A 25,952-nucleotide genomic window follows, 5' to 3' on the forward strand; every position below is an offset into this window, starting at 1 on the left:
GGTTCAAACCGGATCGCGCGGCTACGAGCGCAGCCACGAATAGTGAGGCTGGAGGCGGTCTGGCTCTACCGCCTGAGATCCGCCGGCCAAGCGGGGGTGTCGGCGGCCGCGGTGCTGCGCCGAGACCAAGGGGGCTGGGAACATCGGCAGCGAGGCTGAGGTCGATTGTCGGCCTCAGCCCCTGGGGTTCACCCTCCGCCTTCAGGGCTCTCAGGAGAGAAGACGTTGCAGGAACGGGCTCGGACTGCCGTGCCAGAAGATGTCGAGGCTGTCCCGTGCCCGGGTCGCCGCTACGAAAAGCAGGGACCGCGCCCGCTGTTCTTCCCTGCGGTAGCGGGCAGGATCCGCTTGGCGTAGCTGGTTGACCTGCTCACGGGGGACCAAACCGTCGCTGACCCCGGCGATGATCATGCGCTGGTACTCCAGCCCTTTGAACCGGAACATGGTCCCGATGTGGATCCCGGGTTCGCCCCGGGCGCCGTCGGCGCCGATCTCCAAGGCTCGGATGCCGTGTTCCCCCAACGTGCTTCCCAGTTCGCTCGCCATGCGGTTGGTAGGGACGCAGATGGCGATCTGCTCGTGCGCGATCCGTTCGTCCGGATGGGCGTCCCAGGCCAGGATGTGCGCGGCGATCGCCTCACGTTCCGACTGCCAGTCCGAGGACGGGTGCATGCCGGGCGTACCGCCGCTGAGCACGGAACGGTACCCGGCGAGAGTTTCCGAACTGCCGTCGAGGTCGTCGTAGATCTCCTCGCCGAGCACCTCCAGTGCGGAACGCAGGATCTGTCGCGTCGTCCGGTAGCTGAGGCTGAGCTTCGCGGACCGCCCGCGGATGTTGATGCCGAGACTGCCGAGTGTCACCTGGTTCTTGTAGATGCGCTGGTGGGTGTCGCCGACCAGGAACAGGTCGTCCGTGTCACGGGCCGTCATCGCGCGCAGCATCTTCCAGTGTGCGGGGCGCAGGTCCTGCGCCTCGTCGACCACGATGTGCCGGTAACGGTAGCGCAGCCAGCCACCGGAGCCGTCCTGGAGGTGGATGTTGTCCAGGCCGCCCGCTTCCTCCCGCCGGCGCTCGATTGCGCGGATGCGCTGTTCCCGCCCTATCTCGAGGCGAGCGGCGCGCTCGGCCACCTGGTCCCACGTCTGGCGTCCGAGCCGGTCCAGACGCTGGGTGAAGCGCTCGGCGAGTTGCCAGACGGCGGCTCGTTCCGCCCGGCCCACGTTCTTTCCCCGTCCGGCGCGGCGGGCGCGGAAATAGTCAGTGCGAGTGCCGACGGCCTGTCCGAGGATGACCTGCGTCCACTCGTCGTGGAGGAATTCCGCGTCCCAGCCACTCTCGCCGAGCTCGTCGAGCATCGCCCGCCATTCCCTCACGGCCTGGCTGTCGTCGATGGTCTGTTTACGGCTGCCCGGCTCGGCTTCTCGCACAACCCGTAGAGCGAGTTGGTCGACGTGGCTGACCTCCACCCGCGACAGCAGTTGCTCGCCGCCCAGTTCCAGGAGCCGGGAACGCAGATCCGAGGCGAGGTTCTTGTTGTAGGTGGTCAGCAGCACGGGCTTGGTGTGGCCGGGCGGCAGCTGGGACACGAGGTGGCGGACGCGGTGCAGGGCGACGATCGTCTTGCCGGTGCCGGGGCCACCGCCGACCCTGGCGGGGCCGGAGTAGCGGCGCTCGACCAGCTTGGACTGGGCGGGGTGGAGGAAGACCTTCCAGCGACCGAAGTCCCCTGCTTCCAGTGCCTCGCGCAGGGCGTCGTCGGACGTGGTGACGACCGTGGCGGGCCGCTCGGCGGCTGTCCGGAAGTCCTCGGTGTCGACGGGGTCAGGGGCGGCGACAGGTGCGGTGACCTCGTCCCGTACCTCGTCGAAGGGCCTTCCGTCGTACAGCGCCAGCAGGACCTCACCGGTGAGCTGCGGCGCGTACTCGATCAGTCCGAGGAGCTGCTCCTCGGTGGTGAGGGTGCGGATGACCGGCACCAGGGGCTCCGCCACTCCCAGCTCGCTCAACTGCGCGTCGCTCCAGGCGGCAAACAGCGGTTGAGCTGAACGGGGCGGGGCTTCAGCGGGCGGGGCTTCAGCGGGCGCGGCCGGGACGGCGGGCGACGCTTCCTGCGGCGGAATGCGTCGCAGGATGCTGTCTTCCACCACCTGGAGGTCGACGTACTCGATGCCGCCGGTGACGTGGTTGATCCCGTAGGCGAGCCGGTCGTAGACCTCCTTACGGTGCTTGACCGAGACGATGAGCCAGTCGTCCTCGGCCAGCCGGAGCAGCAGAGCCCGGTACTCGTCGTTGATGCGCGCGGACCAGATCCGGCTGTCGCCCTTGAGCTGCTTGAGTTTCAGCCCGGGGGTGCGCGGGTTGTCCTTGAATTTGTGCTGGAAATCGAACAGGGCGCCCTTGACCGTGCGCGGCAGCCGGAGGATCTCCTTGTCCGCCTTGTCGAGCAGGCGCAGCGTCACGCCCCCGGTCTTCGTCATGCCGACTCCCCGTTGTCGTTCTTCTTCTCGTCATGCCCGGCCGTACCCGTGCCCGGTCGGCTGTGATCCGCGGGACTGTTCGATGTCCCCTCGCCGTTGATGCCGAGGCGTGCCGCGATCTCCTCCGCGCTCCACCCGGCCGCCGGTCGTACGTCCCACAGTGCGGCGGCGAAGGCACGGTCGCGGTCCTGGGCCTCGATGTCCGGTTCCTCGGCCGTGCCCTGTGGTGCCAGAACCACACCCAGCCTGGCGTTCGGCCAGGCAAGTTCGGCCTGCCAGCCGTGTTCGTCGAGTTCGTAGCCGTCCTCGGGCGCGGGGACACCCAGTTCGGCGAGCGCGTGGGCCAGCTCGGCCAGTCCCGCCTCGTCGGGGTCCACGTACTCCAGAACCGCGTCCCATGCGCCGTCGCGCTTGGGGCGGAACACGGAGGGGGTGTCCTCGGTCGTCCTCGCGGGCACCGCGGGCAGGCCGGTCGTGACGGCCACCGGTGGCAGGCTGTCGGTCTCCCGCTGTGTGCCATCGGCGGAAATGATGCGGGTCGAGGACAGCCACCCCGCTCCGCCGGTCACGGTGAGCACGTCGGCGGTGAAGCCGTCCAGCAGCGAGGTGGTGAGTTGTGCGCTGTCGCCTCCACCATGCTCCAGGAACTGCAACACGTTGCTCCAGTACAGCCATGCTCGCCATCGCCGCTTATGGGTCGTCTCGTCCGCGACGGCGTGGGCGCTGTCGTCCAGCAGCGTCAGCCCGGTCCAGACAGGCGGCCGGTGTCGTACGTCGGCGACCAGGACGAGCCGGCATCCGGACCGGTCCGTCGCGGTCAGGACGCGCAGGGGCCCCTTCGGCGTGTCGGAGTGTTCGCCGCGGAGAGCCGCTTCGACGGTCCGCCCGACCGCGTCTGCTCGCACCGGTGTGTCCCGCAGGCCGGCAGTCCCGAGGAGCCCGGCGACGGCGGCTTCGGCCCGGTGGTGCCACTGCCCGGCGTCGGGGGCGCGGAGATAGGCGAGCAGCAGTTCGGCCGGGTTGACCCACACTGTCTCGGACAGTTCGCCCCGCAGGCCGCCGCGCGTGCGCTCGTAGTAAGCGCGTGCCCTCTTCTGGGCCTCATCGTCGTAGGGCTGCCACACCGGGTCTGCGGGAGCGATTCCGGCGTATCCGGTGTCGCGGACCCGGTTCCGCCACTCCTTTATGTCGTGGTAGGTCAGTTGGAACACCCGGAGCCCGTCCGCCCGCAACCGGGCGCGTTTTGCCGCGTCGTCCGCGAGACGGTTGTGCTCGGTGCCCGCGTGGTAGCGATATCCGTCCAGGTAGACGGCGAGCCGTGGGCCGGGTGCGTCGAGTCGCTCGAAGAGGACGTCGGGCCGGGTTCCGTCGAGTACGCGCTGCTGCGAGACCCGCCAGCTCGTGGTCGTGCCGTCACCCGTGGTCAGCCGGAGATCCAGCGCCCGTGTGCCGGCCGGAGTGGTGTACGTGTCCGCCGTCGCCCGGGACTCGGGCTGCTTGGCCCACTCCTCCAGTGTGTCGACGAACATGACCTCCAGGTCGCTCTCCGCCTGTCGCTCCAACGGGATCTGACGGGTCGTCGAAATCCGCGAGGTCCGCCAGCGTTCACCGTCGGCGCCGAGGAGCTCGTCCAGCATGGACTGCACTTCCCGGCGGGAGACACGGTCGTAGTCCGATGGGGGCACCCTGCGCAGCAGGCACTGATGGCAGCCGTCCAGCTCTTTCTGCTGGCAGGCGCAGTTGTCGATCACCTCGCGCGCCTTGAGGAGTACCTCGCGGAAGCCGTCCGCGGACGCCAGTCGGTGAAGATAGCCCGTACCGCCGGGCAACCGGTCGTAGACGACGAGGAACCGCCGCGGGAAGTCCGCGCCGAGCTGGTCCGGGCTGTCCGGCATCGAGGCGGCGGCGATGTCGATGTGGTCGGGGTCGCCGCCGTAGCGTGCCGCGATACCGGCGAACAGCGCCGCGGTGAAGGAGGCGAGCCGTTCCCGGGCCCGGGTCACGGAGGCGGGCAGCAGGATCCGTACGGCTTCCGTGGTGAGCTCGTGGGCCAGCAGCAGCGGTACGTCCTGTCCGGCCGTCCTTTGGCCCGCTCCACGCGCGGAGCCGTGTGTCCGCCGACGGGGGCACCACAACAGATGGTGGGCGCTGCCCTTCGTGGCTGCTGCCCCCGAGTCGGTGAGCGCGTGCTGCGGCTGGTCGACGACCGGTCGGCCCTCCGCCGTCGCGCCACCGCAGGTCGTGCACACGTAGAACGGATTGATCCGTACTTCCTCGCCGGCCAGCGGCACCGTGGAACTGCCGTCCTGCCGGTCGAGTCCCAGGTTCAGCGTTCGGATGACGGCCTTACGGGAGAAGTCCACGCCGAAGGTTGCGGTGTCGTGCCGCCAGGAGTCGATGGCCAGATGTTCGGGATCGATGTCCACGGTGGTGAGCACCGCGTACTGCCTACGGGCCCGTTCGTCGCGGTCGTCACGTACCCGGGCGTCGTCCCGCTTGTCCCGGGCGACGACCCGGCGGGGCTGAAGCACGTACTGCACGCAGCCCGCGTCGGCGATCTCCCGCCCGTCGCAGCGCGGGCAGGGGGAGGTGTCGGCCTGCGCGTTCTGGGTGCGCACGTATCCACAGGAGGGACAGAGCCGCCACACCGACCAGGCCCGGCGCTCCGGACTGCCGATGTCCAGGGCACGCACCACGTGCTTGTAACCGTTGACGTAGAAGCTGTTGCCGGGGGCCAGTTCGGTGAGGGCTGTTTTGCGGGAGCGCTCGTAGTCGCGGGTCTCGCTGCGATGGACGCGCTCGGTACCGGCGGGTGGCCCGGCTTCTCTCGGGTTTCCTGTCTCGGACGGGTCGTCGCTGTCCGAAAGTGCCTCGGACCAGTACAGGGTGGCTTCCAGCTGGGTCGTGGTGTCGGCCAGGCTGTAGTTCGGCAGGAGTCCCAGTTCGACGAGTGTGCCGTGCGCGCTGGTCCGGCTCAGTTCCCGCAGCAGGTCTCCGGTGCTGCGGCGTTCGGCGAGCAGTTCCCGCCGTTCCCGGTCCTGGATCTCGTCGGTACGGGCCAGCGAGTCGACGGCCTCGTCGATCGCGGCGATCCTGCGCCGCAGTTCCTCCCGCCGCCCCGTCCAGTCCTCCTCCGCCTCTTGGAGAGCTCGTACGACGCCGTGGGCCGCGTACTTCCGGAGTTCGTCGGCGGCGTGCGTGGACACTCCGGTGTCGTCGTCGCCGTCAGGTGCGGAGGGGCCGTTCGGGGTCGGCGTGGGCGCGTCACCTCCGGGAAACAGGGTCAGGAACCGCTCGACGAGCGTCGCCCCGTGCGTCTGTGCGGCGTCCGCGAGGTCCTGGCACCAACCCGTCGTACCGAAGAGGGCGGAGGCCAGCCGGGGCACGGGCTGGAGGCGTTCGCCGTCAGCGGTGGCGAGCTCTCCGCGCGCGGCGAGGTCCAGCAGCCACGCGGTGTACTGCCGGCGCAGGATCTCCACCGCCGACAGATAGCAGCCCGGCGGCACGATGTCGCCGGCGATCATCTCCCGAGGCTGGTCCAGGTAGTACAGGTCGCGGGCCCTGCGCCCACCGAAGGCGACGACCAGCGCGTTGCCCGTCTTGCGCCCCGCCCGGCCCGACTGCTGCACGTAGTTCGCGGGCCCCTTCGGCAGCGAGCCGATCAGTACGGCAGAGAGATCACCGATGTCGATGCCGAGTTCCAGCGTGGGGGTGCAGGACAGCACGTTCGGGTCGGTGTAGTGCGTACCGGCCCGGAAGGTCCGTTCGACCTGCTCCCGCTGTGCACGGGTCAGCATGCCGGTGTGCTCGGCCGTCACGACACGGAAGGTGCCACCGGTCAGGTACAGCCGCCGGTAGTAGTCGTTCGTGTAGTCGCGCTCCTGAAGAGCGGCGAAGCCCGCGCCGGTGACGCTCCCGCTGCCGCCGTGCCGGTCGGTCGGCGTCGAGCGCAGCATGCCCGGCTGCGGCGGTGTCAGGTATCCCTTGCACCGGTAGCGCGGGCACGGGTGGCCGTACCAGCGGGTGCGCCGCTCCGGAGGAACGACCTGCTGCCAGCCGCAGTCCTCACACGCCACGAACGCCTTGTTGACGATCGAGTCGTCCAGCAGCCGCACCTGGATGTGGCCGGGCTGGAGACCGTACACGCGCGTGGTGCGGTCCTTCGCCGTCCGCACGCTGAGCACGTGCTCGTCGGCGAGGGCGGGCAACAGCCGACGAAGGTACTCGGTGGCCCCGGCGGCGTCCAGCCCGAGGCAGCGGCGGGTCCAGTCCTGGAACCAGGCCTGCCGGCCGGTGATCACGTCGAACTCGGTCCGGTCCTTCTGCCCGTCGAGCAGGAATCGCGGTGGGGCGACACCTTCGGGAAAGGCGGGCATGCCGTCGGGCCGCCGCCCGCTGATGAGGAACCGGTCGGCGCCGGCCTCCCGCATCCACTGCTCCAGCCAACGGTGCCGGACCGCGCCGCGCAGCCGCAGCCGCTCCAGAAGGCCCCGCACGTAGGCGAGATACCGCTCGGGAGTCGGGAGCCCGCCCGTCATCACCATCTGGCCCGGCAGCGCGAGATGCAGATCGCGGGCGAGGTCGGTGACCCGCTCGGGGTTCTCGACGACGACCTCGGCGGCGGCCGTCCGCGTGAGCTCCAGGGTGCGGCCGAGGCGTGATCGCAGCCCGAACTCCATGACCGTGGCGAAGGCCAGCCGTTCACCGATCAGCCGCCAGGTACGTGCATCGCCTGTGCCACGGCCCGACAACACCCGGTCGACGCCCGGTTCGTCGTGCAGATCCGGTGGAACAACGGCGGCGAGTGCCTCTGGATCGTCCACCGAGTCCAGAACGTTGCCGATCAGGTCGTTGAGCGCGGTCGTCGCTCCCGCCTCGTCGAGATTGTGCGCAAGCAGCGACCTCAGCGAGAACTTGTACGAGGCGTTGGCGACGTACCCGGCGCGGTGCGCGGCGTCCTGCGTGGAGTCGTTGAACAGCAGCGTCTTGCGTTCCTCCGGGACCAGCGCGATGTCCCCGCCGGTGAAGAGCTGGGTGACCGTGGCCGAGGCCAGCGCGGCCTGCGCCGTACCGAGGAACCGGATGCTGTTGTCGGTGTTGCACGCCGGACAGCGGTCGTCCTTGGCCGCCTTGTCGGCGGTCTTCTTGTCCAGCAGCGCGAGGGCGAACCAGGCGTCGACCGGGTCCCCGTCGTCTCCCGCCGTCGGTAGCCGGTAGGTACCCTGCGCCCCGTCGAGCACCACCACGGAGAGCGGATCGACACCGCTGCCCGCGGGCAGGCGCCCGGCCAGTGCGTCGAGGGCCTGGCGCCGCTCCGGCTCGGTCGCCGAGATGAAGTAGCGGATGCGGCGCTTGTCCCGGCCGACGCCGGCCCGCCAGATCCGGTCCTGTGCCATGACGAGCTGCTGCGGATCGGACTCCGGGGACAGCGCGGCCCAGCCGGATCGCCCGCACGCGCGGCAGTACACGGCGGGCAGGTGCACCTGCGCGGGGCGCACCGCCGTGTCCGTGCCCGCCAGCGGCTGCGGCCGGTTCGCTCCGCCCGAGGCCCCGTAGCCCGCGGAAGAACCGTCCTCCTCGTCCGAGGGGGGAGCGGCGGCCAGGGCCGCGCGCCGGGCCTGTGCGCGGTCGTCCTCGTACCAGCGGAACTCCGGTGTCCGGCCGACCCCACGCAGCACACGTGTCACCGGCCGCACCCAGAGATGGGCCTCGACGTGCAGCAGGGGACGCGGACGTCGTTCGTCGGAGTCCGGGTCCCGGGCGGCGGAGAGCAGGGCCACGAAACGGGCCAGGGCTTGCAGCACCAGCTGCGGGTTCTCCCGGGCGGTGCGTCCCCAGGCGTATCCGAAGCGCGCGAGCCGGTCCCGCAGCCCCCACTCGTCCAGCGGCTCGCCGTCGAGCAGCGCGAGGATGCCCTGCGTGAAGTCGTGCCGTTTCAGCAGACGGCCGATACGGAACGCGTCGAGGCCTCGTTGCCCCAGCATGTGCGCGGCGAGCCCGTCCAGGTCCAGCTGGTCCGGCTTCGCCTCCACGCCCACGCCACCCGACGCCGCGATGACCTCCTGCGGAGTGGGTGGCTCGGGAAGCGCGTAGTCGACCTCGCCGGTGAACTCCTCGGCGGTCATCCGCTCCTCGCCGATGACCGCGTCCGCCGTGAAGGGCATGCCGAACACCTGTGCCGCCACGTCCAGGATGCCCCCGGCCGACGTGCCCGCCCGGCCCGCCCCGAGCGTCGCGGAGGTCGCCACGGGGCAGATCCGCCCGAGCGGCCGGTCCGGTTGCGTGGCGCCGACCGCTGTCGCCAGCCGCCGCAGCAGCATGGCGACGTCGGTGCCTTGGGCGCCGTCGTAGGTGTGGAACTCGTCCAGCACCACGTACGCGACGTCCGCGCCGTCCCACAGGACCCGGTCCTCACCGCGCTGCAACAGCAGGTCCAGCATCTTGTAGTTGGTGATCAGTACGTCGGGCGGGGAGACGCGCATCTCCTCGCGGCGTGTCATGACCCGCCGGAAGTCGGTGTCCGGCCGGTCGCCGATGTACAGCCCCGCGGTCACCTGGGCGAGGTCGGGCGCGGTCAGGTAGTCGCTGATGCGGCCGGCCTGGTCGGTGGCGAGCGCGTTCATCGGGTACAGCAGTACGGCCTTCACGCCGCGCCGCCCGAGCGCCTTCTGCCGTCGGCAGTGGTCGAGCACCGGCACCAGGAACGACTCGGTCTTGCCGGAGCCGGTGCCGGTCGTCACGAGCGTCGGCTCGGCCGCCCTGCCGCCCAGCGTGCTGAGCCGCTGCCACGCCTTGGCCTGGTGCCGCCACGGCGTGAACCCGGGCCGCCACTCCAGGTGCCGCTCCCACCCGTCGTCCGCCTTGTGGAACGGCGTCCTGATGCGCAGGTACGGCCCCCGGAAGATCCCCGACTCGGGGTCTCCCAGAAACCGCTCGAGGGCCCGCCGGGTGTCGTCGTCGGCGAGCGCGTAGGTCGTCGTGAGGTACTGCGTCAGACTGCCCCGAAGCTGCGCGGCGGCCAGAGTGGGTTTCACGACGCTCCCCTTACGTCTGCGGATCCCGGGGCGCTCGCGTGGCAGCGGTCACCCCGTGTGCTGCGGATCAACCGTATAGGGCAGGTCGGACAGTGTGTGACGGGACGGGGTACACCGGAGTCCCGTTCCCGTCGGAGGGGCCTGTGACAGCCGCGCTCCTCGCCGAACCGTGGCTGATTGGCGCCCTTTCGGGCTTTCCTCACTGGTTTCACCCTGAAGGAAAACGAAGGAAGCGCGCAGAGCGCACAGAACGCACGCACGAGAGCAAAGGAAGAGCCGAGCACGGGCAGCGCCGAGGGGGAACGCCATGTCCGTACCGCTGTACGTTCCCGTCCTGCCGACCCGGCCGCACGCGGCGGCCGCCTACCGAGGGCTGGCGCCGGACGTACAGCGTCGGGTCGCTCCGCTGTGGACGCTGCCACCTCGCGCCGGCATGCTGCCGAAACCGCTGGCCGAACGCATCGCCAAGGAGGCCGGTGACGTCTCCACGGCACAGCGCCTCGGCTGCGGATGGCTGGACGCGCCCTTCGCGGACGAGGACGAAGCGGCGGTGCTGGCCGCCGTCCTGACTCCCGAGTGGTGGGATCACCGCAACCTGCGGCCGGTCACCGGGCCGGGCCGTCCCGGCGCCCAGCAGTCACTCGCGCTCACCGCGGCCCGGCATCGAGAGGACGGACTCGGCATCCGCGTACGGCTCCCCGGCGACTGGAACGACCGCACGGCATCGGACGTCGCCGCACTGCTCGGCCGGATGCCCACAGGCCACCCGGCCGACCTGTTCCTCGACCTGGCCACCGTCCTTGCGGACCGCCCCGACGCCGCCAAGGAGGCCGTGCGAGCCCTGGACACCCTGATCCCGCTCACCTCCTGGCGCACAGTGACCGTCATGGCCGGCGGCTTCCCCGAACCGCCCGACGACTTCCGGGAGGGCGTCCCGTACGAGGCCCCACGCACGGACTGGGAGGCCTGGCACGAGATCGGCCACAGCGAACGCCCGTACCTGCCCCGACTGCGCTACGGCGACTACGGCATCCATCCCGCCACGTACGTCACCCAGACCCCGCCCGCACGCGGCGGAGGTCCACCGTGGGGCATCCTCCGCTACACCACCGCCCGCGCCTTCCACCTGTCCAAGGTGCCGCACGGCAGGCAGTACGACGACGCCAACCGGGAAGCCGCCAGGTGCTTCACCGGTCTCGTGGAATTTCGCGGCTCGAAGGCGAGCGCGGGGGAGAGTTGGCTGCGAGACCGGTCCCGGGGTGCTGTAAGCACGGGTGCTCACACGACTTGGAACAAGATGGGGAACATTCAGCACATGACGTTCGTGGCCCGGAGTCTCGATGGCTGAGTGGTTTGCGCCGATCCGGATGACCGACCGCTATCGGGATCAGGACTCGGGAAACGTCTGCTGGCCGGGAATGGGCGGAGTGGACCGGCGCTGCCTGCGCAAGCGGTTGGCGAGCGTTTTGTCATAGCCCTGGGAGTGGTTGCGCTTGTGTCGCTCCTTCACCGTTTTGCGCAGCGGGTCGGTGGCCCGCTCGACGGCGAGGACGACGGACATCCTGTCCTCCTCGGCCCGTTGCGCTCCGAGTTCCGCGAGTTGTTGGATCGTCGTTCCGACGGTGCCCACCAGTCCGTTCTTGATGAGTGCGGTGAACTCGGTGTTGGTCAGATAGCGGTCGACCTGTGGATATCCGAGCCGTCGTCCACCGTTGGGGCCCAGCGTGGCGTCATCGTTCAGAAGCAGCCGCACGTAGGGCACGGACAGGTACATGCCCGGTGCAGGGCCCGGATCGATGGTTTCCGTCAGCGGCCAGTAGGCGAGCTTCACGAAGCATGGGTCGGGACCGAGGCGCCACTCGTGGGGCATGCCTGCCGGGCGGCTGAGGGCTGCAACCCTTTCCAGCCGGTCCAGTTGACTCAACAGCCGCTTGTCGACACGGATCCATCGGTTTCTTGCCTCGTGTGGCAGGCGCTTGTACTGCACCAACACGAAGCTTTGCGTGGCCTCGTGGTAGTAGATCATGTCGGTGCCGAGGCGGGTTTCGACGTCGGTTGCGTTGACATTCGCGATCTCGATACGGCGGCCGAGGTGCTCGAAGACGCGGATGTCGCATCGGAAGGAGGAGCCCAGAGAGTTCTCCTCGTACGGGTACCCCATGGACTGGAAGACATCGTCTCCGTCGAAGAAGTGGTGCATGTCGTAGTCGATCAGCGATGGCTCGTAAGGTTCTGCGATCAAACCGGCCAGGACTGGTTCGTCACGACCAGCCGGGCGGCGCCAGGCGGCGAGCCGCGCTGGCGGAATTCCGCCGGTCACCAGAGCCAGCCGGGCAGCTTCGAGCTGCTCTTGCCATGATGCGTCCTCGGGCCGACCCTGCGGATCGAGGCGTTCCGGCGTGGCCGCTTCGCCGAGGAATTCGAGCAGCAGGCGCAGCTTCTCGTGTTGCTGGGCGAGAACAGTCAGAAGAGCTTCGGAGATCGTGTCTTGCAGGACTGTGACTTCTCTTCTCGAAGCCGCAGAGAGCGCATCCCGTACAGGGAGCGGCAGCTGCTGCCCGACGGAGTGCATCGACACGGGAACCGGACATTCCCGCAATAGGTCCACGGTCACTCGGGAGTCGATTGCCGCCACCTTCTCTCCGCGTGGCTGTCGTACAACTCCCAGCCAGACCAGTGGGGACGTCTGGTCGGATGCGGACGGCCGTCTGACCAGCAGGGTGATCTGAGGTCGAGGATCACGTGGCAGTGAGGCGGCGGCGACAGTTTTGGTGAAGACCTGCTTCAGCCGTAACTCCATGTCGATTCGGTCGAGTTGGTCTTCACTGAGCGCTACGACGTAAACCATGCACGGAGAGTACGCGAGGCATCACGGGTACTCGCATGTGGGTGAACGGCCGCCGAGAGGGCACCGCACCTCGGCCCAGACTGTCTTGCCGGGAGCGCCGTGGCGCGATGCGGTCCCCCACTCGTCGGCCAGCGCTGCGACCAGCATCAGGCCCCGGCCGGACTCTGCCTCGACAGGCGGTTCATTGGGGGATAGCGGCGGTACGCGTTCCGTGCGAGTGTCGGACACCTCAACCCGAAGAGCCGCCTCTCCGGCGATGAGCCGCACCTCGAAGTCCCGTCCGGGCACGTGACCGTGGCGCACGGCGTTGGCGGTCAGCTCCGCCGTGATGAGGGTCAGCGTGTCGTTGGCGGTGGATGCGTGGGGGTGCCCCCACGCATCGAGCCGGTCCGCGACCAGGCGGCGGGCGAGGCGGGCACCGCGCGGTGTTGAGCTGAAGCGCATCGTGAACTCGTCCTTCGTGGTGCCCATTTCTGCCGCACCACGCTTCGCGGTCACTGCCATGGACGTGGGGGCGTGCTCACTGTTCATGGCGCCCACGCTGCCGGGTGCCCCCTGCTGTGCCCAGACCCGACGCGCACACAGCGACGCGCCGTAGGCGACGGTGTGTTTCGTGTACGCGGCGGTCTGCGGCGGTGAGTTCCTGGATCTACTCCCCGTACTCCCTCAGCAGCTTGTTGAGGTTGCGGATCTTGTCCACGTCGCGCTTCGGTAGAGGGTCGCTGCTGTTGAAGTGCATGACGTTGTTGCGGATCTTGCGGATCTCATCGAGCCGCTCGATGAACACCTTGCGGTCGAGCGGCCATCCGAGTTGCTCCCACAGCTCGGGGTTCTCCAGTACGCGTTTGTAGTCGCCGACGGTCATGTCGCCGAAGGACTTGATGCGTTCGCCCTTCGAGTCGCAGAGTTTGGTGACCTCGGGCAGGGTGAAGGCGCCCGCGATGACCTGCCTCAGCCTGCGGTCCATCTCCCCGATCAGGAGGAAGTGTCCCGCCAGATCGCCGTACGCCTGGGCCACGTCGGCGGCGGTGACAATGCCGGCGATGGCGTTCCGCTGGTCCCTGACGAGGATGAAGTCGTGCTCGGCCAGTGTGGGCAGGACGTCGATCAGGTCATGGTCGTAGCGGACGTCCCGCGCGTCCACGATGGCTTGCGAGAGGTGGGCGTCGGGGTCGGCGTGCCGGGCACGAGCTATCGATTTCCAAGAGACGGATCTCGCCAGGCTGTGCGGACCGGCGAGGACGGGCAGTTGGGAGAAATCGTGGAGCACCATCAGCGTGATGACCTCCTCGAAGGTGGCGGTCGGCTTGACGCTGACGACACCGCCGAGGGCGGACGGGAGGGTGCCGACGGTCAGCCCGGTCTCGCGTGCCTCCTGCTCTTCGGACGTGCCGACCGGCACTGTGACGGTCGCTGGGGACCCGGCGAGAGGAATGTCCTCGGTGTCCTCTTCCGCGGCTCTGACGAGGTGGACCGTGGCGGTCAGGGGGACCTTGTCGAACTCGGGCGAAGTGATGAGGCTGTGGTTGGCGAGTTCGGCTTCGATCTGCTCGTTGACAAGTCCTCGGCCGGTCGCGCCCCACCAGCCCAGCAGCTCCTGTACGGAGATGGTGAGCGGACTTCCTGCCTCGGCCGACTCACGTGCCTTCTTCAGTCGGGCGTGGCGCTCGCTGGGGGACAGCGACGTCTGTCGCTCCTCCTCCGGTTCCGCGGGCTCGGCTTCCTCGGCGGCGCGATCCAGCAGTTCCTGGCGCAACTGCGTAAGGAATCTGCCGTCGTCCACCTGCCACGCCTCCCATCCGTCGAACGTCCCGTACCCGACAGCGACCGTGGCTGCTTTGGACGGCGAACGGAACTCTTCCCCGTCCGCGAGCCGGATCCATCCCCGGGAGGTGACCGTGGCGTCGTGTTTCTCGCCCATCCGGGGTCGAACGAACGACAGGCGCTGGCCTTCCGCCAGAAGCCCGGCGCTGAGCAGATCGGTGAGGGTCACTCGCCGTCCGTCCAGGAGGTAGCGGGCGCGGGACTGCGTCTCTGCGGGACCGGCGGTGGAATCAGTCATGTCACCTGCGCCTTTGTTGATGGAGGGGGCCAAGAGTGTCTGCTTCAGAGGTGGCGCCCGATGTGAGCGATGCGGATGGCCTTTTCGTCGTGAACCAGCCGGAAGTAGATGCGGCCGGCGCCACGGTTCAGATTTCCGTGCAGCTGGAAGCATTCGTCCTTGCCGTTGTCCTCCCACATTCGGTCTTTGCGGGAGTTCTCGTGTTCCCCTCTGATGTTCGGAGCTTCCCAGTGAGGTCCTGTGGAGGAATCCGGGTCCCATTGGGCGGCGGTGGCCTCAAGTTGTCGCAGTAGCTGGCGGGCACCCTTGAACCACCGCGGATCGAGGTTCTCCAGATCATCCTTCACCCGGTCGAGGAACTGGAGATGGGGGAAGAAGTCTGCTCGCCCGGCCCAGAGTTGGGCTCCACTGGAGACGCGGTCCAGTCCTTCACGGAGAATCCAGTCCTCGTGCTCGCAGAGGTGCGCCTTCCGGGAGGTGTGCCGGACCTTGTCCGTGTACTCATCGACGACGACGTCTCCGGGCCCAGGGCCCTCCGACAACTCCTCGATGTCCAGGTCCAGCCAGGCGGTGTCCCAGTCCGAAGCCAGCGGCAGACTGAGCGCGAGCCCGTCCACCATCAAGGCCGCACGAAGTCCGTGGACGTCGACTCCCTTGAAGCGGTGCCATACGTCGTCCCGCTCGTCCGCAGCCGCTGCGTGCAGGGCGGCTGTGAAGGATGTACAGCGGTCGCGCATCCGCTGGAAGTAGAGAGCCTCTTCCTTGTTGCGGGCGTCATTGCGCCATTCCGCGTAGTAGTAGCCCCGTGCGAGTTCCGTCTCGTCGAACGGATTCTGGGTAGCGAGGCTGATGCCGCGCAGACGCTGTAACTGCCTGAGCACGCCCACGAAGGCGCGCATGCCCTCCGAGACCTCGTCCGCCTCACACTCGGACGCACAGGACCGTTCGTTGAGAAATACATGCAGTGGCACGCCCCACCCCATTCCTGTTCCGTGCCTGCGGCCCCGACCCCCCGGGGCGCGTTCGTCGACTCCATGCGCCTGCTCAGTCGAGCAGCTGGTCGAGGGAGTTCTCCCACTCGTCGAAGAAGCCCTGCGGCCACTCGGAGAGCCGCCCGTCCGGCCCGATCACCGGGCTGACGACTTCCGACGTCTGGTCCTTGCGGCGGAAGTAGTGCACGGCCGTCGCGTCGGTGCTCAGCAACCCCTGCTTGACGCGAAGGCGCAGCCCGTTGAGGACGTGGTCGCTGTGTGTCTCCATCACGATCTGCGCCCCGCTCGCCGCCGCCGCACTCGCCAGGTACGCCATCCAGGTCTGACCCTGCGGATGCAGATGCGCCTCCGGGTTCTCCAGCAGGATCAGCGAGCCGGGCTTGGCCGACAGACAGGCGACAACGATCGGCAGGGCGTAGGTGAGTCCGAACCCGACGTTGGTGGGCCGGTAGCTGTTGGAGGCGAACGCACCGGAGCCGAAGCTGTAGCTGAGCCGGACCGCGTCCGTGCCGGCGATGTCCTGCGCCTTCAAGGTCACCCCCGGGCACAACTTCTGCATCCACGCCTGGGTCTGCCCGAGGAGACTGGAGGACGAGACGTCCGAGAGGATGAGCGGACCCGCCGTGACGGGTTCGTCCTGGTGGGTGCGTAGGTAGTTGACGGTGTGTTCGCCGTTGGCGCCGAGAAAACCGCGGGTGGTGACGGCGTGGTGCGAACGGGGGTAACTGACCTGGGGGGAGACCCGGTCGGCCTTGAGGTATTGGAAGCCCGGCCCGAACAGGGTCGGCAGCAAGGCCGCCGGTTCGACGGAGGCCCGGATGTTCTTCTCGTCGTCGTGCTGGAGCAGCTTGAGGTGGTCGGCCTCCTGCTCGTAGAGCGCGGTCCACTGCGCCGTCGCTCCGTCTCCCCGAAGCGTGAGCGCGATGTGCGGCCCGGTGTCGTCGTACGACTCGTGCCGTACATCCTGCCCGGTGCCGAGTTGCACCAGTTCGTCGTTGAGGAGCAACCCGGCATCCCGGTCACCGACCGGGGCGAGGTCGCCCGACTCGTACGACTGACGCAGCAGACCGAGGGACTGGAGTACGGAACTCTTGCCGGACGAGTTGAGTCCGGTCAGCAGGGTGAAGGGGGCCAGGCGTAGCTCCTGGCGGGCGAATGCCTTGAAATTGGTGAGCGTGAGCGACTCAAGCATCCGTGTTCTCCAACACCTCGCGGATCAGGTCCTTCATGGACTGGAAGCGGTAGTTGACCTTGTCGGCGTCGCCAGTACCGGAGGAGATGGAGTCGTAGAAGTGGGGATCATCCATCAACTTCTGGAATCTCTGTTCAAGGATCAGGGCGCGGTCGCGTAGGGCAACGAGTTCTTCTGCGGTGCACCGGGCCACCGTGACCGCCTGTACCTCGAAAAGAGCCTTGTTGATCGGGTAACGGCGGGTGACCCCGCTGAACTGCTTACGGAAGGCCCGATCTCCGAGGATCAGTCGGCAGGCCCGCATCGCGCGGTAGAAGCCCTTTTCCAGATCCGCCAACTCTTGCTCCGGCAAAGAGTTGATGTCGTGCATGGTCCTGCGGAGGAAGCCGTCGAAATCCTGTGTGACATATCGCTCGGGGGGAGTCATCGCGAACGCTAGAAAACGCAGGCAGAGTTCACGCTCCGCCATACGGGAGGGATTGACGCTGTGCCCTGTCGCCTGAAGGAAGAAGCCGCTCTCCGCCAGCTTGGCCAGCAAAGCGCGCGCCGGCCCGGGAATCAGAGCGTGCCGCAGCTCCTGCCGCGTGAGCGGCTGACCACCCGTGTTGATCCGCGCGAAGATGTTGAACCTGGCCTCCTCCGGCGTGCCCCGCCGGATGAGCAGGACGGAGAGCTCCGTCTCCATAATGCGTGTCTGCATCCGGCCCGGCAGATCCTCGAAGCGGCTGCCTTCGTACTGAGTCAGGTACTCCAGGTCTCCCAGCCGCAGTGGCTCCAGGCCTGCGGCATCGGGTTTGACGAAGCGGACGATCGTGGTGAGGCGCTGCACCCCGTCGACCACGGACCAGGACTCGTCGTCCTCCTCCGCCGCGTATAGCGTGGGCAACGCGATGCGCAGCAGCAGCGACTCGATCAACCGGCTCTGGGCTCTCTCGTTCCAGATGCCCGACTTCCGTTGGAAGTCGGGCTGCAGGTCGATCAGGCCGCGCTTCAGCCGCTGGATGACGAGGTCGACGGTGGGGTTGCGAGGATGGACCTCGATGAGTTCCGGGTCGAACGGCATCCGGCCGGCTTCGCCGATGTCCTCGACCTCGATGCCGGTACTGCGTCCGGTATCGGTGAACTCGACCGCCACCTCTTCCGGCGGGGGCGCCGTGTGATCGTGGGAGGTGGTGTCCGACGACTGTTCCGGCTCCGGCGCGGGAGCGCTGCCGACCAAGATCTGCTCCTCCGCATACGTGCATGCCGTCCATGAATCGAACGTGTCCGTACAGTAGCTGATCGACTACTGCCAGCGCCTTGTGTTCTGTCCGGACGGTGCCAGTAGGGCAGGGGGACCGAGCGGCCCACACGATTCCCTCCGTGGGTCGGGGACGCCCGGTACTCCACCGTCCGAACGTGTCACCTTCGCTGGGCGGGCGCCGCGGGGTTGGGTACGCGTCGGTTGAACACCCACACCCCTTGCGAGTGGGTGGCCCCCATGACCCGCCCCGCGTTCCGCAGCCACGGATTGGCCCGCTGGAACGGTGCGAAGTTGTCGTTGGAGACGATCACCCCGCCGACCGCGTCGGCGATGCTGATCACCAGCGCGTCGCCCCGGCCCTCGGTTCCGGCCGGGGGCTGCACGACGGTGTTGTCGGCGATGGCCTTCTCCACGAGGGGGCGCTCCTCGGCGGAGACGTCGTGACGGAGCGTGGCGTCGACCACGACGTGGATGTCGCTGTCGGGGTGCTTGAACCGCAGCGACCGTACGGCTGCCTCCAGCGCCGCGAAGCTCGGCCTGCCGCCCGCCGTACGGGGAGGCCGCCCGTTCCACGCGAGATTGGATCCGTCGATGACGAGCGGCGGCGCGACGGCATTGATACCGGCCGTATGGGGGCCGGAACGCGGCGGAGCGGGCTTTGCGGCGCCGTTGTTCCGGCTGCTGGCGCCTGCTTGCTGTGGATGGGTCGGGGCGGTCGCCGGGCGGGCGGTGGCCGGGGCGAGGGCGAGCAGCCGGTCGAGTTCCTTCTTCACCTCCGGCAACACGTTCCCGTCCCCGAACACCTTCACCTCGCCGTCGAGGACGACCTCACCGGTCTTCTGGAGGGTTGCCCTGACGGTCAGCAGACCTTCCTTGCTGTAGGTGTACTCCAGGTCGAAGACACCGTCCTCGGCCCTGCACCGCTCGGGGTAGGTCAGGACCAGGTCGGTCAGCTTGACGTTGTCCAGGTGGTCGACCTCACGATCGGGGTCGCCCTCCCACACCTCGACGGTCAGCTGGGAGATGTTGTCCTTCGTCGGCTCGTACGACTTCACGCGTTGCTGCGGCAGGCGCTGGTTGCGGTCGATGAGGGCGCTGAAGCTCCGCTTGCCCTCGCGGTCCTTGGTGATCGTGCCCAGGGCGTGCGTGTTGACCACCCGGATGATGCTCTTCAGCTCGCCGTCCATGGCGGCGGCACTGATCGCCGCTCCCTCTGCGACGGCGGTCATCGGGTCGCACAGGGAGGTGTCCACGAGTTCGCAGTCGAGTGCTTCGGAGACCGCGGCGCGCACCGCCGGAATCTGACTGCTGCCACCGATCATCAGCACCGCGGTGAGGTCCTGCGGGTCGATCCGAGCCTGCTCGAGGCATTCCTCCACCGGGTCGAGCGCACGGTTGATGAGATCCTGAATGGCCTCGGAGAACTCGTCCTGCCCGATCTCGACGGTGACGTCGTCGGGCGTCAGGACGCGGACCGACTCCTGATGGGAGAGCAGGATCTTGGCCCGCTCGATCTCCAGGGCGAACATCCGCTTCTCGGAATCGCTCCAACGGCCGCGCACCGGTGCCCGGTCGAGGACCATGCGGCGCAGCCGGGCGTCGATCTCCAGGCCGCCGAGCTGGTTGACGCCCCGACTCGCCTTCTCGTCGAAGAATCCGTCGTCGTGCAGCAGGAGGGTGGCGTCCATCGTGCCGCCGCCCCAGTCGAAGACCAGGAACTCGCCGTCGACCTCCATCTCGTGCGCGTAGGCGATCGCCGCCGCCGTCGGCTCGTTCAGCAGGGTGCGCACCGTGAGGCCCGCGGCGCGCGCGGCCTCACGGGTCCGGAAGCGGGCCGCCCCGGTCGCGTTGGCGGGCACGGTGATGACGGCCTCGCGGATCTCGGTCGCGGCCTCTTCCTCCGCCGCCCCCGCGATGGCGTGGAAGACACCGGCGGCGGCGGTGGTCGCAGCGAACCGCGCACCGCCCAGAGTGACGAAAGGTTCCTCGCGCAGCATCCGCTTGCACGCCTCGACGGCCTGCTCGGAGCGGAGTTTGGCCTCCCAGCCGAACAGGGTGCCCGGCCTCAGCGAACTCGTGCCGACGACCGAGGGGTAGAGCAGCTCGAAGCCCTCACGCCGCCAGTTGGCGTCCAGCCCCTGCCCGCCGATCTCCAGGACCTCGACGTACTCGCCGTTCCACTGGGCCGCGACCGAGTTGGTGGTCCCGAAGTCGATTCCGGCTGCCGTCATGCTTCCTCCCCCGCCTGCACACCCGCGGGTCCGGCGATGCGCCGCAGCTGTCCCGCGAGAATGACCTTTCCTGTCAACTCGTCCACATAGGCCGGACTCAGCAACTCGAAGACGTCTCCCTCGCCCTCGGTCACCACGAACCGGTCGCTCTCCTCGGGCTCCGTCACCCGTAGCAGCCGCAGCTCCCGCAAGTGCGCCGTCATCGCGCCCTCGACGGTCTCGCGGCGGTCTCCCGCACGGGACCAGAGCAGCGCGTCGATCTCGGCGACCCGCCCGGCGAACTGTGCGCGGGTGCGGAACTCGTCCAGGACCGCCCTGCGCACGGCCGCGGTGAGTGCGCCTGCGGGCGGCACATCGTCGGCCTTGGCAGCTTCCAATGCCTCCGGCACGCGGGCCGCGACCCCCTTGATGACCGTCATCGCGTCGATCGGATCGGGGGGTGAGGGAGCGTCGACGACGCCGGCCTCCGCGGCCGTCACCGGGGTGTCGGCCTGCCGTTCCCTGCGGCGCTTCAGACCTCCGGGCTTGTGCGGTGCTGACGAGCCCTGCGCGCCCGGTTGCGTCTGGCCGCACGCGGGACACGGGCGGTGTGCTCGCTCTCTCTTGGGCGTCTTTTTCTGGGAGGGCATCAGGCCTGCTCTGCTTCGTTCGGTCAGGGCGGTGGGGCGGTCGACGACGTCGGCTGGTTCAGTGGGTGGAAGTGTGGCGATCGACGCGCGGGACGGTGGTCCGGAATTCGTCGAGCAACTCGACGGCGGCACGGGCGCGGATGGCCTCCAGCTCGCCGCCGCTGGTGACTTGCGTCCGGCGAGGCAGCGCTTCCACGGGGGGCACCAACTGGCGCGGCACCTCGGAGGGCAGGTCGTATCGCGACCGGTCGAGCGGCAGCTGGTAGAAGACGCCCCAGCCCGCCTCGCCGCGCAGCGCGCCACGGATGCGTTCCTCGGCCATGTTCAGCTCCGACTGGGCCCTTGCGTCGCCCTCGCGTTCCCGGAATATGTCGCGGCAGCGCTCCTCCCACCCGCCGGCGCCGTGATCCAGGCCGATCTCCAGGAACGGATTGCTGAACGGACCGCGGTCGTTCCTCTTCGTCCCCCGCCAGGAACGAAGGAGCCGGACGTTGCGTTCGGCGACGGCCCCTCCCTGCGCGGCGGCCTTCTCGGCGTGCTCCTCGGCGGAGTCGAGCAGCCTGTCCCGTACCGCCGGCGAATCGAGCCGCTCGCTCTGACCGACGGCCGCGTACGCCGCGATGGCGTGGGCCTCCTGTACCAGGTCGGCGGGAACCTTGCGGTTGCCCACGCTGCTCCGGGTGAGGGAGTAGGCCTGCTGGGCCGCCGCGTCCAGGTCGCCGTCCTTCACGAGGTCGTAGGCGCGGTTCAGGGCGACGAGGGCGTAGAACGGACTCCGTCCGGCGTCGACGAGGTCCCTCGGGCGCCACAGGGCGGCCATCAGCGGCCAGAGCCCTCGGTCCTCGGTCATGCTCGGCGGCCACTGCCCTGACAGCGCGCCCGACTTGAGGTCGCGAAGCTCGATCTGCTGAGGCCGGGGCAGGGCGGCGTCGAGTGCGTCGATGGCCGTCACGTCGCCGGCCATGACGACGTCGTACAACAGGTCCCACACGTCGTCCGGTTCCTGGCGGACGAGGGTCTCACCGCGCAGGAAGGATCGTCGGCGGAGATAGGCCTCCCACGCGAGGCGCTCGGCCTGCTCGGCGGTCACCTTGGCGGGGGCGAGGCGTGCGCGCAGATAGAGGCCTTCCCGCTCGTCCCGGCTCGTCCAGGGAGCGTCCTCGGGCATGAGGCCACCGTGGTCGATCAGATCGTCGATGACGGACAGGGGCGCCCACGCGAGAAGCTCGTCGAGAAACCGGTTCGGCACCGGTATCGCGCCGCGTGTGGCCGCGGTCGCGAAGAGGCTGAAGGCGGGTCCGCCCGAGAGCGCGTGGGAGCGCTTGCTCATCAGGTCCAGGCTGGGCGCCGTCGAGCACAACACCCTGCACCGCTCCAGGCCCGCCTCGTTGAGCCATCGAACACCGCCGGCCCAGAGGCTCCGCAGATGGCCGAGGACCGACTCCGGCGGCAGGAGACGTAGTGCCGTTTGCACCGCGGGCAACAGGGTCTCGCGGTCAGGATCACCTTCGAGGGCCTGCGTGAGGACCGCCCGGTCCGCCTCGGGTACCCCGGCGGCGGCCACCGTCTCCGTGAGCATGGCAAGCACGGCTTCGACCGCCTCGCCGCCCCCGACGCCGAGCCAACGCCACTTGCGCTGGACGAAACCGCTCACGGCTGAGGAGCCTTGGCTCTCCCGGCGTTCACGCGCACGTCTCAAGCGCTCTTGTTCAGCGGCCTTCGCTGCCCGACGAGCGGCGGCCGGGTCCGTCATGTCGTACACGCCGACAGGTTATCCATGGGATCTGACAATCCATATGGCCTCATACATATCGTGACCATGGGCGATGCGCGGATCCAGGCCACGCGGTCCGGATCCTGGTGCCACGCGAGGAGACGTGAACGGCGGTCAATGGGCTCGTGGCCTACTCGGCATCCTGGGGCGTGGCCCCTGACCCACTCGGCTCCGTGGATCTCGTGTCAGTGCTCTCGTCTCTTCTGGCCCGCTTCGATGGGGACGTGGCCCCGCCGTTGAAGTTCGTCGCGTTCCACGTCAGGGATCGCCATCGACTCGGCGAGCACGGCGGCGAGCGCGTCCACTTGAGCGTTCTCGATGTCGGAGTGGAAGAGCCACCGGATGTTCTCGTCGCGCGTGATGAGGTCGATGGCCAAGCGCGCGTTCTTGTCCTGGGTCGTCGCCGCTCGGACGTATCGCACGTGGTCGATCGGGATGACCTGACGGATCTCGCCTTGCTCGAGGAACGTGTTCGTCCTGGCCGTGATGACGCGGCGATCCGTGACGGCCACCAGTGTCTTCGCCGCGGTCTTGTCCCTCGCCGCCGCCAGCTTCTCCTTCGCCCCGCCGAGGATCGCGGAAATCGGACCGAGGGCGTCGAGCTGGTCGGGGAAGCCGAGGACACGCAGGGTCTCGCCGTCATCGAGGAACCATTGCAGGATGCGCAGATACGGCCCGGAATCCAGCGATGTGGGTGCGCAGACGACGCCCGGCGCCCCGAGTGGAGGAGCCGGCGGCCTGAGAACGTCGGCGAGTGGCTCAATCGCTTCCAGGAGACGGGCGGAGATGTCGCGGGCCGCCTTCACGTCCTTCCGCTTCCCTGGCAGCGGCCAAGTGTCGGGTCCTGGGAGCTCGGCGATGATCCGCAGTTCTCGCGTCAGCGCGCCGACGAGGTTCGTCGTCTCGGTGAGAGCGGAGTCGAACTCCGCCCGGGTGTCGCGCGCGATGACGTCGACGAGCCGCGCCTCGTCGGCGTCATCGCGTCCAGCGGCTCTCGCCCTTCCGGCGCGCAGCGCCTGATATCCGGTCCATGCCTTGACGGAGGACAGGAGGGCGTTGGCGTCGAAGACGATCGCCTCGGCGTTCGTCTGGAGGTACTCACGGCGGCGACTCGGGTCGGCCCCCTCGATCTCTCCGACGTGACCACGGACGTTCAGCCGGTACAGCTCAAGCTGCTTGCGCAGCGAGGCCTCACTGCCCGCGACGTTGTCCCACAAGGAGGCGGGGACCGATTCGATCTCCCGCGCGTGGTCGACCGCGCGATCGATGGTGGTGACGAGCCCCGTCAGCTCGGTCCACTGCTCATTGCGGATGGCCGCGAGTACCTGGCTGGTCAGCGCGATGTTGGTCCTGACAAGACCCGTGACCTCGCTCAGCTGCATCTGAAGGCCGACCATGGCCAGCGCCGGCCCGATCGAGGCCGCGTTCTGTGCCGTGCTCACCGCAGCTACGGGGAGAAGGCGGGCCTGAGCGACTATTTTTCCGCCGAAGAAAACTGCTCCGAGGTTCGCGCCGTCCTTCACGGCAAGCGTTGCGCCGGCATTCAGCCAGGCCTGCGTCCCGGCGCCGAGCCTGTAGAGCCCCTGCACGCTGGCGAATGCGTTTCCGAGGTTGCCGGCCACGGTCGCCGTGTTTCCGATCGCGGCGAGGAGCGTGGATATCTGCTTGCGGTCGACAGCCGGCACGATTCCGAAGTCGAGCAGATCGGCCCTCAGTTCCGCGGGAACCTCACCGCAGACGACAGCAACCCCTGGAAGTACCTCCACCAGAACCGTCGATACCGTCGTCGAGTCGATGTCGGAGTCAGGTGTCGGATCGTCCGCAGCAGGTGAGTCGGCGGTATCGCTTTGGCCGTTCTCCTCAGGCTCGGCGATCTCCATCGAGTCCGAAAGGTCCTGCATGCGATTCCTCCCCCAAGAGCGCGCAACGGCCGGACGGCGTCGGCGTTCGCTGCCGAAGTCTACGGCTCGACATGCCGCGGCCTAGCTCGAATCCATCAAGCTGATCCCGGACCTGGCTGGTGCCGGGCGTGGGTGCACCGGCGGCGCGGGACCGCTTCCGCGCCGCCCGAAGCCGCCTGGGAATCCTTCCTGCGGACGGGGTCCTAATGCCCCGCAGTTCCTTCTAAGTGGGGGTGACGGGACGTCGAGGGGCAGCCGGGTGGCCTGTTGTCTTCCCAGCTCGGCACCGGGGCGCGGGAACCCGTGACACGGTGGCCCGTGATGTCCTTCAAAGCCCTTGGGGAAACTACCGACCCCACCAAACCCGGCCTGGGCGGGCGCGAGTTGGGGTGCCACCCGTTCGAGTGACGAGGCCGTCAGGTGGTCGCGCGGGTGGGGTACGGTCGCCGCACACAACCACAGACAGAGAACGGCCCCCGGCAGGACGGCAATCCCGGCGAGGGCCTGACCACACAGGAAGAATCCCGCTTCCCAATGGCTGACCCGCAGTCTAACGCGGCTGTGTCCGCGTACCCGTTGCCCGAGCGGCACTCTCCGCCCGCGCCTCCGGAGCTCCCGCCGGACGCGCCCCGCGCCGGAGTCCTCCACGTACGGCACCGCCACACCGAGCGCTACACCGTCGTCGGCAACCACTTGGCCCAGCACCCTCGCCTCTCCGCCACGGCGATCGGCATCGGCGTGCACATCCAGTCCCTGCCGGACGGCGCTTCCGTGACCATCAAGGCGCTGAGCCTGCGCTTTCCGGAGGGCGAGGTGACGATCGGCAAGGCGCTGCGGGAACTGGAGGCGGCCGGGTATCTGGTCCGTCGCCGGGTGCCGCTCGGGGGTGGGCGTATCGCCACGCGTACGTTCTTTCTCGATCACCCGGGGGTGGGGGTAGCACGAGCCTCGGTGCGGGGCGGCGGTTCGGGGGCGGCTGTTGCTGCTGTCCCGACCTATGCGGTGGCCGGGGATGAGCGTGAGGTTCTGTCTGCACCGGGGCCGGGAGCTGTTCCGGCGGCAGCGGAGGTCTCGCGGTCGGACTCGGCGCAGGCTTCTTCTGGACGTACGAGGCGTGCGGCACCCGAACCCGTCGCGGCGTCCACCGGCCCGGCGGCCGACCTGCTCGCGCGGCTGCGGCTCGCCGATCCCCGGCTGCTGCTGTCCGAACGGGACGTCCAGCGGCTCGTGCCCGCTGTAGAGACCTGGCTCGCCCGTGCCGCGACGTCGGACCAGATCACCCGCACGCTCACCGCCGGCCTGCCGTCCGAGGCCGACCCCATCCGCCACCCGGCAAGCCTCCTCGAATACCGGCTGACCACCCTTCTCCCACCGCCATTGCCAGCGGCGCCTTCCTCTACGGCGACGGTGATGTCCCCACTGCGACCAGTCCCGCTGGTCAGCTGCGACGGTTGTGAACGCGCGATCCGCACGCATGACCCGCACGCACTCTGCCGGGAGTGCCACGAACGCAAAGGCCGTCGCAAGGTCGAAGTGACCCGACGCTCGGTCGCCTGAGCACTTGTTCT

General features: G+C 68.7%; 14 protein-coding genes. 2 read left to right on the forward strand and 12 right to left on the reverse strand.

Going from position 1 to position 25,952, the window contains the following annotated elements; all coding sequences use genetic code 11:
* Positions 1-210: 210 nt before the first annotated feature.
* Positions 211-2,478: a UvrD-helicase domain-containing protein gene (locus OHS71_RS28960; protein ID WP_328482255.1), complete on the reverse strand. Its 2,268-nt coding sequence runs from the start codon at positions 2,476-2,478 to the stop codon at positions 211-213.
* Entirely contained in the window at positions 2,475-9,512 is a 7,038-nt protein-coding gene (locus OHS71_RS28965) for a DEAD/DEAH box helicase (RefSeq protein WP_328482256.1), read from the reverse strand. Before OHS71_RS28965 ends, OHS71_RS28960 begins: the two co-directional genes overlap by 4 nt.
* A 307-nt stretch (positions 9,513-9,819) precedes the next feature.
* Here OHS71_RS28965 and OHS71_RS28970 point away from each other — a divergent pair, with 307 nt between their 5' ends.
* A complete protein-coding gene (locus tag OHS71_RS28970; RefSeq protein WP_328482257.1) occupies positions 9,820-10,860 on the forward strand; it encodes a beta family protein in 1,041 nt (346 codons plus the stop codon).
* Positions 10,861-10,899: 39 nt separating this feature from the next.
* Here OHS71_RS28970 and OHS71_RS28975 read toward each other — a convergent pair whose 3' ends face one another.
* The 10 genes from OHS71_RS28975 to OHS71_RS29020 form a co-directional block, all read right to left on the reverse strand.
* A complete protein-coding gene (locus tag OHS71_RS28975) occupies positions 10,900-12,360 on the reverse strand; it encodes a hypothetical protein (RefSeq protein WP_328482258.1) in 1,461 nt (486 codons plus the stop codon).
* 21 nt (positions 12,361-12,381) lie between these two features.
* On the reverse strand, positions 12,382-12,891 hold the full coding sequence (locus tag OHS71_RS28980; RefSeq protein WP_328484679.1) for an ATP-binding protein: 510 nt from the start codon (positions 12,889-12,891) through the stop codon (positions 12,382-12,384).
* 118 nt (positions 12,892-13,009) lie between these two features.
* Positions 13,010-14,422, reverse strand: coding sequence for a hypothetical protein (locus OHS71_RS28985; protein ID WP_328482259.1), 1,413 nt, complete (start codon positions 14,420-14,422; stop codon positions 13,010-13,012).
* 44 nt (positions 14,423-14,466) lie between these two features.
* Positions 14,467-15,393, reverse strand: a complete 927-nt coding sequence (locus tag OHS71_RS28990) for a hypothetical protein (protein ID WP_328482260.1) — start codon at positions 15,391-15,393, stop codon at positions 14,467-14,469.
* A gap of 73 nt (positions 15,394-15,466) precedes the next feature.
* Complete coding sequence (locus OHS71_RS28995) at positions 15,467-16,606, reverse strand: AAA family ATPase (protein WP_328482261.1); 1,140 nt, start codon at positions 16,604-16,606, stop codon at positions 15,467-15,469.
* Positions 16,599-17,825: a DUF262 domain-containing protein gene (locus OHS71_RS29000; protein WP_328482262.1), complete on the reverse strand. Its 1,227-nt coding sequence runs from the start codon at positions 17,823-17,825 to the stop codon at positions 16,599-16,601. The genes OHS71_RS28995 and OHS71_RS29000 overlap by 8 nt, the downstream gene beginning before the upstream one ends.
* A 182-nt stretch (positions 17,826-18,007) precedes the next feature.
* On the reverse strand, positions 18,008-20,080 hold the full coding sequence (locus tag OHS71_RS29005) for an Hsp70 family protein (RefSeq protein WP_328482263.1): 2,073 nt from the start codon (positions 20,078-20,080) through the stop codon (positions 18,008-18,010).
* A complete protein-coding gene (locus OHS71_RS29010; RefSeq protein ID WP_328482264.1) occupies positions 20,077-20,709 on the reverse strand; it encodes a hypothetical protein in 633 nt (210 codons plus the stop codon). The genes OHS71_RS29005 and OHS71_RS29010 overlap by 4 nt, the downstream gene beginning before the upstream one ends.
* 58 nt (positions 20,710-20,767) lie before the next feature.
* Entirely contained in the window at positions 20,768-22,363 is a 1,596-nt protein-coding gene (locus tag OHS71_RS29015; RefSeq protein WP_328482265.1) for a hypothetical protein, read from the reverse strand.
* 305 nt (positions 22,364-22,668) lie between these two features.
* The gene (locus OHS71_RS29020; protein WP_328482266.1) at positions 22,669-24,384 is read right to left on the reverse strand and encodes a hypothetical protein; all 1,716 of its coding nucleotides are present in this window, start codon (positions 24,382-24,384) and stop codon (positions 22,669-22,671) included.
* Between the two features lie 534 nt (positions 24,385-24,918).
* Here OHS71_RS29020 and OHS71_RS29025 point away from each other — a divergent pair.
* On the forward strand, positions 24,919-25,941 hold the full coding sequence (locus OHS71_RS29025; RefSeq protein WP_328482267.1) for a hypothetical protein: 1,023 nt from the start codon (positions 24,919-24,921) through the stop codon (positions 25,939-25,941).
* The last annotated feature ends 11 nt before the right edge of the window (positions 25,942-25,952 follow it).

The sequence above is a fragment of the Streptomyces sp. NBC_00377 genome, assembly GCF_036075115.1.
Classification (GTDB): domain Bacteria; phylum Actinomycetota; class Actinomycetes; order Streptomycetales; family Streptomycetaceae; genus Streptomyces.